This window comes from Craurococcus roseus, from assembly GCF_039523795.1.
In the GTDB taxonomy this organism is placed as follows: Bacteria; Pseudomonadota; Alphaproteobacteria; order Acetobacterales; family Acetobacteraceae; genus Craurococcus; species Craurococcus roseus.
Window position 1 is genome coordinate 1071 of the sequence record NZ_BAAAFZ010000107.1, and the last position, 8577, is coordinate 9647.

The 8577-nt window shown below is 70.1% G+C and carries 9 protein-coding genes; all 9 read right to left on the reverse strand.

Translation table 11 applies throughout. From position 1 onward, the window contains the following. Nucleotides 1-297, reverse strand: a 297-nt coding sequence (locus ABD067_RS24860) for a hypothetical protein (protein WP_343898116.1), incomplete at its 3' end; no start/stop codon positions are given. A gap of 47 nt (nucleotides 298-344) precedes the next feature. After that, the gene (locus tag ABD067_RS24865) at nucleotides 345-2630 is read right to left on the reverse strand and encodes a GumC family protein (RefSeq protein WP_343898117.1); all 2286 of its coding nucleotides are present in this window, start codon (nucleotides 2628-2630) and stop codon (nucleotides 345-347) included. Nucleotides 2631-3266: 636 nt separating this feature from the next. Next, the gene (locus tag ABD067_RS24870; protein WP_343898118.1) at nucleotides 3267-3572 is read right to left on the reverse strand and encodes a hypothetical protein; all 306 of its coding nucleotides are present in this window, start codon (nucleotides 3570-3572) and stop codon (nucleotides 3267-3269) included. Between the two features lie 22 nt (nucleotides 3573-3594). After that, entirely contained in the window at nucleotides 3595-3867 is a 273-nt protein-coding gene (locus ABD067_RS24875) for a hypothetical protein (RefSeq protein ID WP_343898119.1), read from the reverse strand. Nucleotides 3868-3940: 73 nt separating this feature from the next. Next, complete coding sequence (locus ABD067_RS24880; protein WP_343898120.1) at nucleotides 3941-5083, reverse strand: hypothetical protein; 1143 nt, start codon at nucleotides 5081-5083, stop codon at nucleotides 3941-3943. A gap of 190 nt (nucleotides 5084-5273) precedes the next feature. Beyond that, nucleotides 5274-5816: a DUF3576 domain-containing protein gene (locus tag ABD067_RS24885; protein ID WP_343898121.1), complete on the reverse strand. Its 543-nt coding sequence runs from the start codon at nucleotides 5814-5816 to the stop codon at nucleotides 5274-5276. A 64-nt stretch (nucleotides 5817-5880) separates the two neighbouring features. After that, nucleotides 5881-6246, reverse strand: a complete 366-nt coding sequence (locus ABD067_RS24890; RefSeq protein WP_343898122.1) for a hypothetical protein — start codon at nucleotides 6244-6246, stop codon at nucleotides 5881-5883. A gap of 217 nt (nucleotides 6247-6463) precedes the next feature. After that, nucleotides 6464-7876 (reverse strand): porin, encoded by a 1413-nt coding sequence (locus ABD067_RS24895; RefSeq protein ID WP_343898123.1) that lies wholly within the window; start codon nucleotides 7874-7876, stop codon nucleotides 6464-6466. A gap of 305 nt (nucleotides 7877-8181) precedes the next feature. Further along, a partial coding sequence (locus ABD067_RS24900) for a thiamine phosphate synthase (protein ID WP_343898124.1) occupies nucleotides 8182-8577 on the reverse strand: 396 nt, incomplete at its 5' end.

Consider the following 8577-nt stretch of genomic DNA (forward strand, 5'->3'; position numbering starts at 1 on the left):
CACATAAAGCGTAAATGCTGTAGCTCCGCGATGGTCAACCCTAATTTGGGCGCCGTTGAAATTGAGGCAGTACGCCAGCGCGAGCAATGGCGGCAGCAAGTACAAAACATACCTGAATGGGCTCCCGCGCTCTACTGCGGCCACCGTCCAGACCATCAACGTCACGAAGATGATGCCGACGGTCCAGACGGCCATCCTTCGATCGGCGAGGGTGATCACTTCGCGGCCAAAATGCGCGCCCGCCGTTTTCGTTACCATCTTGTCGCCTTCGCGTGCGGGCCGATCGATCGGCTGCAAGACCTCGGTAAGCTCAAGAGGCGAGGCCTACCGTGGAGAGTCCCAGCTCACCGCCGTGGCTCGTAGTAGCGTTGCAGTTGCGGGGAATAAAGGACGGCTTCCCCATGGTGGTATTGCGCGTTCTTGCGGGTGTCCACCATGGTCATAACGACGCCCGTGACGGCGCCGCCCGCCACAGCCACCCGGCGCAACGCGGCGGCGACCGCGCGCCACCCCGTACGGCCCCAGCGCACCAAGAGGATGGTTTCGGCGACGCTGCGCGTCAGCGCGGCGACATCACCGCCGACCAGGATGGGGGCCGAGTCGACCAAGACCAAATCGTAGGTTTGCTCAAGCCGACGCAGCACACGGTCCATCTCCTCCGAGGTGAGGAGTTGCGTCGGGTTGGACGGGCGCGCGCCCGAGGGCAGCACCCAATGGCCGCGCTCGGGGACATGCCGCAGCACCTCATCGAGGGCAGCGTGCCCGCGCAGCACATCCGACAGGCCGCGCGGCACAATGCCGTCCCGGCCGACCATCGGGCGCCGCAGATCGGCCTCGACCAGCACCACGCGCATCCCGCGCGCACCGGCCTCGGCCGCCAAACAACGGGCCGTGGTGCTCTTGCCTTCGCCGGGGAGGGTGGAAGTGATGAGGACGCTTTGAGGCCGCGTGCCGCCCGGACGCCGCACCAGATGGGCGCAGAAGCCAGCCACCGCCTCGTTGAAGAACACGTCGCCGGCGCTGCCGGAGCTTCGTCGGCGTAGCGGCAGCATCCCGAGCGGCACCAGCCCGAGCCGCCGCTCCAACTCGTCGAAGCTGCGCAAACCCTTCGACGCGGATTCCCGGAGCAGCGCCACCAAACCGGCCGCGCCGAGCGAGCCGATGAAAGACAAGGGCAGCAGCAGCAGAAGATTCGGCGAGTAGGGCCGCCGCGGCAGCGACGCGCGCGAGACCAAGCGCGCGCTGGCCTCACGGAAGCCTACCTCTGCGCTGATTTGCCGGGCGCGGGCGAGGAAGCTTTCCGTCAACATCCGGTCCGCATCCGCTTCCCGCTGCAATTCCTGCATGCGGACTTCAAGGATGTTCATGCGGCCAACTTCGGCCCGGAGACGCTCCAACTGCTGCGCGAGCGCCGCTTCGTTCTCCTCGGTGATGCGCACGTCGCTGCGGAAGCCCTGCAAGATCCGCCCCGCCTCGAGTGACAGCCTGCGACGGATGTCCGTGAGTTCGGCCGCTGCGGCGGCGAAACTCGGATGGCCGGGCCCGAACCTCGCGGCCAACTCCGAGCTTCGGCCCGCGACTTGCGCCTCCTGCCCTCGGAGCGTCTGGATCGTGCGGGAGTTGAGAACATCTGCAAAAGCGTCGAAGTTGCCGGCGGCCATGTTCGCTTCCGCCTGGCGGAGCCGCGCTTTCTGCTCCGCCTGCCGCGCCCGCACCGCGGTAAGCTGCGAAGCGACGTCCGAGATGTCTTGCAGCACCAAGTCGGCATTGCGGTCGTCGCGGCCGATGCCGCGCACGAGGCCGTGCGAGACGCGGAAGTCCACAACGGCACGGGCCGAAGCATCGGCCTGGGCGCGCAATTGGCCGAGTTGAGAATGCACCCAGTTGCTGACATCGCGCAGCTCCGCCTCGCGCTGGGCAGTCCGCGAAGAGATGTACAGATCGGCCAAGGCGTTCGCGATCGCCGCCGCCATCTCGGCCGTCGGCGCGGTGGCGCCGATCTGAATGGCGCGGGACCGTGCGATGGGGCGGATCTGCAAGGCCCGCTGTAGGCTCTCCACGGTGATGTCGAGCGCGGTGCCGCTGAACTCCGCGTCCCTCCTCTCCGTCAGCAGCAATGCCAGATCGCGCAGCGCGCCCGCTACGGCCGCGGGCGCCCACGAATCCGCGAACTCCGCGCCCCAGTTCGCCAAAGCTATCAAGCGCGAAGGCCGAAGAGTGCGGTTGAATTCGGGCTCCTGCAGCAGATCGAGCCGCTGCACCAACTGCTCCAGCAGATCTCGTGATTGCAGCACTTGCAACTCGTCGGCCACCGCTTCCGCGCTCAGTGGCGGGTTGGCCGCGGTATCCTCCTGCTTCACCGGCGTGACCCGCCGCGCCTCCAGCAGTATCGTGCTTGAGGCGCGGAAGCTCGGCGGCAACGAGAAAGCCACCGCCGTGGCGCTGGCGAACGTCAGCAGGAAGACGCCCGCGATCAGCCACTTGCGTCGCCGGATGGCGGCCCAGATCTCCTGCGGCACGCGGTGCTCTTGGTCGACCGCGGCGGTTCCGTGGATGACGCGCTCTGGCATGTCGCGGTGTTCGACGAGGGTTCGCGTGCCCATGGGCGATTCGCCTTTGTAGGTGTTCATGCGGCCCGCCTCGGCGCCGCCGTTGCGAACGGCGTCCGGGGACGAGCGCGCCCGACGGCGGCCCGAACTCTGGACCGGACGCACGCAGGGGAATGAACGGTCTTCGTCATCATGCCCGCCAAGACCGAGGCGCCAAGCTCAATCCCGGCCTCAAGCCCGATCGAGGCGGCGCCCGCCTGGCTCGCACTAATTGATACAGCAACCCCGGGTGACCGCCGGAGCATCCACCATCAAATAGCCGAGAGAACGAGTTAAAAGAAAGTATGGCGGGATCCACCTCGGCATCGCTTCGTGCGCTCGAATGTGCCGGCGAACCGAAACTCTGTTGCGTCCAGCAAGGTCATACAAACTGTTGGTTTGCGGAGATGGCATTACTTGCATTCTCGCGCAGAGATCGGCCCTGGTAGATGCTAATTCCTGCTGGTGGCCGCTTCAAGCAAGTGGTTTCCCGGTCGATCCAGGGCGTTCTCCGCCGCCATTCGCGTCTGAGCCGTTTTGGGAGGACCAGAAGAAGCTCGCTTCGGTGCGGTTTTAGACGGCCTCAGCCCGAGCGGACGCAGGCAGTTCTCCGCCGGCACCCGGACCTTCCGGCGCGGATGGCGGAAGGCCCTCCCCGCTTTGTCTTTGGCGACGGCGCTATATGGGCGGCTGAACGCGACGCTCGCTGAGGTCGTGTCCCTGGTGGTGGTGTAGGAGACGGCCGTACGCCTGAGAAAGCGGTTTGGCGAACAGCAGCGCCGCCAGCAAGGCCGGGCCGAGCAGCGGCATCGTCGCGTGCCCCGCCGCCGTGGCCAGGCCCGCGAGGGTCCAAGACGCGAGCGCGAAGCCCAGGAACCACGGCAGCCGCGCTGCCGGCGCCAGCCCCGAAAGCGCCTGCATCGCCGCCGCCCGAGGCGTGATGGCGATGAAGGGCAGGGCCAGGAAACGCGCCCACCCCCCCACCCGTCGCCGCCGAGCCAGGGCGTCAGCGCCACCGCCATCGGCAGGAAGCGCGCGTTGGCCGCGACCGCGCCCAGCACCGCCGGCGCCACCGCGCCCCCGCCGCCGCGAGTCGCAGCAGCACGAGCTGCCCCGGCATCCCGTAGACCAGCAACGCCGCGCCGAGCGCCCAGGGCAGCCCCGCCTCCCGCACCGCCGCGCCGAAGGCGAGAAAGGTCGCGCCCATGGCCACCGCCGGCGCGCCGAGCGCCGCGGAAACGCCGGGGCGCATCCCGGGCAAGGAGGGGACGGAACGCATGGGCCAGGGCGGATCGTGCTAGGCCCGGCCGCCCTCGCCAAAGTACGCGGGCACGACGATCGCAAGGGGCCCGCTATTGCAGCCAGAGGGCGTCGGTCGGCGCCGCCGGCGCGCCGATGGCGACGCCCGCGGCTGGCGTCCAGACCGGCAGCCCCGATTCGTCGGTGATGGCGTTGCCGCGGCCCGGCGCGCCGGCCCCGGCCAACCGGCCGTAGCCCCAGCCGTAGTGCAGCACGCCCCCGGCGTCCGGCAGCGGGCCCGAGAAGGCCAGGTCGATCGTGTTCGGTCCTTGCGGCGCGGCCGAAACCGCCGCGACCGGCGCGGAGCCCGGGCCGGACGCCGTCCACCCCAGGCCGCGCGCGGCGTCCGGGTCCAGCGGGGCGAAGGCGCCGCCCTGGTCCTGCGCCACCAGCAGCCGCAGCGTGTCCGCCCCGGTCCGCTCCGCGGCGACCACGCGCGGCCCGACATCGGCGATGTCGCCGCCGGCGAGAAACACGGGCGAGCCCGGCTTGGCGTAGGCGGACCAATCCTCCGCGATGGTGCGCGCGGCGCGGCCCGCGATCAGCAGCGCGTCGTCGGGGGTGATGTGCGGGCCGCCGTAATCGACCGTGCGCCAGTCCCCGTCCAGGTCGTCCAGCGACGCGTCGATGTCGAGCGCGCGGGCCGCGATCCGGGCGTTGAAGGCCGAGTCGGCGGCCAGCGCCTCCATGCCGGCGCGGATGGTTTGGTGGCCCTCCGCCGTGCCGGCCCCGTACGGGTGGGCGCTGACGAAGTGGTACGGCACGCTCGCGGCGTCCCCGCCCAGCGCGCCGCGCAGCACGGCGGCGTCCTGACGCACCGCCGCCATCCATTGCCCGGCGTCGAGGTCCGCGTCGGAACTGTCGTACTCGCTGTGCAGCCAGAGCACGGAGGTCGTCGCGGCCGCCGGGCTCTTCAGTTCGGCCGCCGAGCGCAGCAGGCCCGTCCCGAGGGGGGTCTGGCTCCAGGCGCCGTCCAGGCCGGCTTGCATCCATTCGCCGAGAAAGGCGGTGCCGCCGTGGGCGGTGCCGCGCTGGTCCCCGCCCCGGTCGTAGATGACCTCCACCGTGTCGGCGACGCCGTCGAAGCCCAGGAGGCGCTGCACCTCCGACGTCAGCCGCCCTATGGCGGCGTAGCCTTCGCTTTCGGCGAACAGGATCGCATTCGATTGACCGCGTATCAGGATTTGCAGTTCCAAAAAGCCATTCCCCAAAATTGCTTCAAAGCGGAGCCGGTCAGGGTGGGGAGGCCCATGGATATTGCAATACGATACGATTAATTTTCATCCATGCTTCACGCGGCGATGGCCGCTTCGATCCGGACACGCCGGGGCGCTTCCCCGAAGGATTCACCTCGGGGTTGCACAAAGAACGTTCGGGATCGCCGGATCAGCGGGAGGCGGACTGGCTCCGCAGTTCGCGTGCGCGCGCCAGGACTTGGTCCTCCATGCCGGAATTGGTCGCGGGGGACACCGGGCTGTCCACCCACTGCCCGCGCTCCTGCACCTGCCGGAAGATCTGCACGCGCACACCGTCTGAGCGGAGCTGACGGCCCATCACGTAGGCCTGGGCGCGGAACCGCTCGCCCTGCGCCGAGGGCGGCGAGTACCAATCGGTGATGATGGTGCCGCCGAACGGGTCGGCCGAGGCGAGCGGCATGAAGGACAGGGTGTCGAGCGCGGCGCGCCAGAGATAGGCGTTCACCGAAAGCCCGGTGCCGGCGGCGGCGGCGGCCTGGCGCTCCTCCCGCTCCTTGTCCACACCGAAGATGACGATGCCGGCGCTGGTGCCGAGCGGCCGCTGGCGGACGGAACTGCCGCGCCAGTCCCCGTACTCGTCGTTGCGGACCATCCGCTGATTGTCACCGCCGCAGGCGGTGAAGGCGAGGAGCGGCAGCGTCAGGCCGAAGGCGGCCAAGCGGGCGGTTGTCATGGCGGGGCGCAACATAGCCCGGATCGGCCGGGCGCGAAACCGGCCTTCGGGGCGCAGGCCCGCGTCAATCCAGGCGGGCGAAGCAATGCCGGTAGTATTCGGAGCCGCGGTCCAGGAACGCGTCCTGGGGGATGTCCACCGGGTGGGCGGCTTCCACCGCGTCCGGCGCGTCGGGCCGCTTGGTGACGACGATCCAGAAATCCCGGAACGGGCCCAAGGAACCCTCATCGTCCCGGACGGCGAACGCCCCGCAAACCGACCGTTCGTTGTCGGTGCCGGAGTGGCGCACCTTCACGTCCGCGAACTCCACCCCGGCCCCTTCCGGTACGACGTCGAGGAGGCGCCGCCGCGCGGCCGATCCGGCTTCCGCGTCCCAGCTTTCAGGGGCGCGCTGCAACGCGAACGGAGCGGTGGCGGCGAGGAGGACCATCGTCAGGACCGACCCGGCGCCCAGCGCGACCCAACGAAACCCCCGCCCCATCGAACCAGACCCCCCCCACATAAATGCGGTTTATAAATGAAAAAAGACCCCCCAAAACAACCGACTGGCGCGGTTCTCCTTCGCCGGCTGTGCCGCTTGGCGTCCGCCATGAAAAAGGGGCGGCAGGTCTCCCCGCCGCCCCGGTCCCGGGCCGACCGCCGCGGGATCAGAAGGCCAATCGCGTGCCGACCAGGAACACGTTGGAACGCAGCTTGTCCTGCACGCCGTTGTTGGTCTGCAGGTCGAGGTCCACGCCGACCTCGTGGATCGTGTGGCGGACGTACTCGGCCACCAGGTCGAGGCCGGGCGCGATGCGGTAGTTGGCGCCCACCGACCAGGCGTTGCGGCGCTGGCCCTGCCGCGCGGTGGTCGAGGTGTAAGCGCCCGTGGTGGTGTTGAAGGCGAAGCCCGCGTTGCCGGCGTAGGTGCCCCAGAAGGTGTTGGCGCCGATGGTGAACGGCCCGGCGGTGTAGGAGGCGCCGACGAAGAACTGCTCCATCCGCTTGTCGCCGCGCAGCGACGGGATGTAGAAGAAGTTCGTGTTGCCCCACATGTAGGCGCCGCCCAGCGTGAAGCCGAAGGCGGTCGCCTGCGCGCCGACCTGGTACACCTCCGGGTCGCGCAGCGTCTGCGCCTGGGTGCCGGTCACGGTGATGTCGCGCACCGACTGTGCCAGCATCGTGCCGCCGCTGAACGCCAAGCCGACGGGGCCGACGTTGCCGCGCCAGCGCGCCATCGCCTGGAGTTCGTTCCGGCGGCCCGGCAGGCTCTCGTTGCCGCGGCCGAAGGTGGTCACGCCCTGCGCGGCATACACGCGGTCGCAGGTCGGGCCGGCGAGGGAGCTCAAGCAGCCCGTGTCGCCGCCGGTGCCTTCGTTGAAGGCCCAGGAGGCGCCGAAGTCGAAGCCGAAGAATTGCGGCGACAGGTAGACGACCTTGGTGTTGTCGCCGACCGCGCCCGGGGAGGTCGTGGTGCGGTTCGGGCGGATGGTGAAGTCTTCCCAGTCGCCGTAGACGCCGCCGGAGCCGAAGTTGGTGACCCAACCGACGTTCATCAGGCCGCCGAACGGACCGTCCTCGTCGCCGAAGCGCACCTGGCCGAGCGTGGGCGAGGCGATGAAGGCGTACATCTCATCGATGTCGGCCGCCGTCTTGGAGGTTTGGCTGCGCCGGAACGGGCGGCCCTGGCCCTCGTTGGTGTCGAACTGGATCTCCACCACGGCGCCGTAGGTCAGGCCGTTGGCGGTCTTGCCGTTGACGAAGACGTGGATTTCGGCATCGGTCGAGAAGTCGTGCTTGCCGGTGCGTGCCGACTGCGGCGAGGCGGACGTCGTCGCTGACGCGGGGCCGGTGGCGGGGAACAACGGGAAGGTGTCGCCCGCGCCGGGGCCGGTCGGCAGGACGACGGAGCCCTGCGGGGTGGTGCCGGTGACGTTGGCGCCGGTTTGGTTGGTGTAGCCGTAGTACGCCCGGAAGTAGCCGCCGATACGGACCGTCGGGGCCTGCTGCGCCGCCGCCATCTCGGGGGCGAGCAGCGCAGCGCCGACCACCGCGGTGGTGCCCAGCAGAAGTTTGCGCATCTGTGTCCTCCTCATGCGCCGGGCACAGCCGGCAGCTCCTCGACCCGCCTGCCCTCGCGCGTTGGGGAACATTCCCAGCGACGAGTTTCCCCCCAGGCACCCGCCGTCCCGGCCGGTACACAGGCGCAATCGGGCCCGAGCGGACTATGGTCTCGCGGATTAAAAACCATCAACCGCCCGCGTGCGGGGACCGCGACCGTTTCGAAACACTGTGGCTGAGTGGACACAACCGCGGTTCTCGGCCCGGCCCGTCGGTCAGGGAAGGGCGGCGCAGGGTGCACAATCCGGGCGGCCGCGGCGGCCGCTCATTCGGACAAGCCCCCGATCGCGGCCAAGCCGGCGGCTCGGGCCGGCAGGCGCCGGGCGTTGCCTGCGCGCAGGCCGCCCAAGGCCACGACGGGCAGCCGCCGCCCCGCGCCCCGGGCCAGCGCCGCCCAGCGGAGCGGCCCCAAAGCCGCCGCGCCGGGGTGGCTCGCGGTGGGGAAGACGGGCGACAGCACCACGGCGTCGGCGCGCAGCCGCCGGGCCCGCGCGACGCCCTGCCGCCCGTGCGCCGCTGCGGTCAGCAAGGGACGCACCCCCGCCGCGCGGTGGCGACGGGCCGAAAGGAGGAAGGGCAGCAGCCCCGACACCCCGCGCCGGTCCGGCACGTGCAAGCCCGCGCCGTGGTGGAGCGCGGCGCGCCGGTCGCCGGCCTCCTC

Bases quoted from the DNA above. Each gene is read 5' to 3' on its own strand.
- ABD067_RS24865 (WP_343898117.1), bottom strand. From the start codon at position 2,630: ATGAACACCTACAAAGGCGAATCGCCCATGGGCACGCGAACCCTCGTC.
- ABD067_RS24875 (WP_343898119.1), bottom strand. From the start codon at position 3,867: ATGCGTTCCGTCCCCTCCTTGCCCGGGATGCGCCCCGGCGTTTCCGCG.
- ABD067_RS24885 (WP_343898121.1), bottom strand. From the start codon at position 5,816: ATGACAACCGCCCGCTTGGCCGCCTTCGGCCTGACGCTGCCGCTCCTC.
- ABD067_RS24890 (WP_343898122.1), bottom strand. From the start codon at position 6,246: ATGGTCCTCCTCGCCGCCACCGCTCCGTTCGCGTTGCAGCGCGCCCCT.
- ABD067_RS24895 (WP_343898123.1), bottom strand. From the start codon at position 7,876: ATGCGCAAACTTCTGCTGGGCACCACCGCGGTGGTCGGCGCTGCGCTG.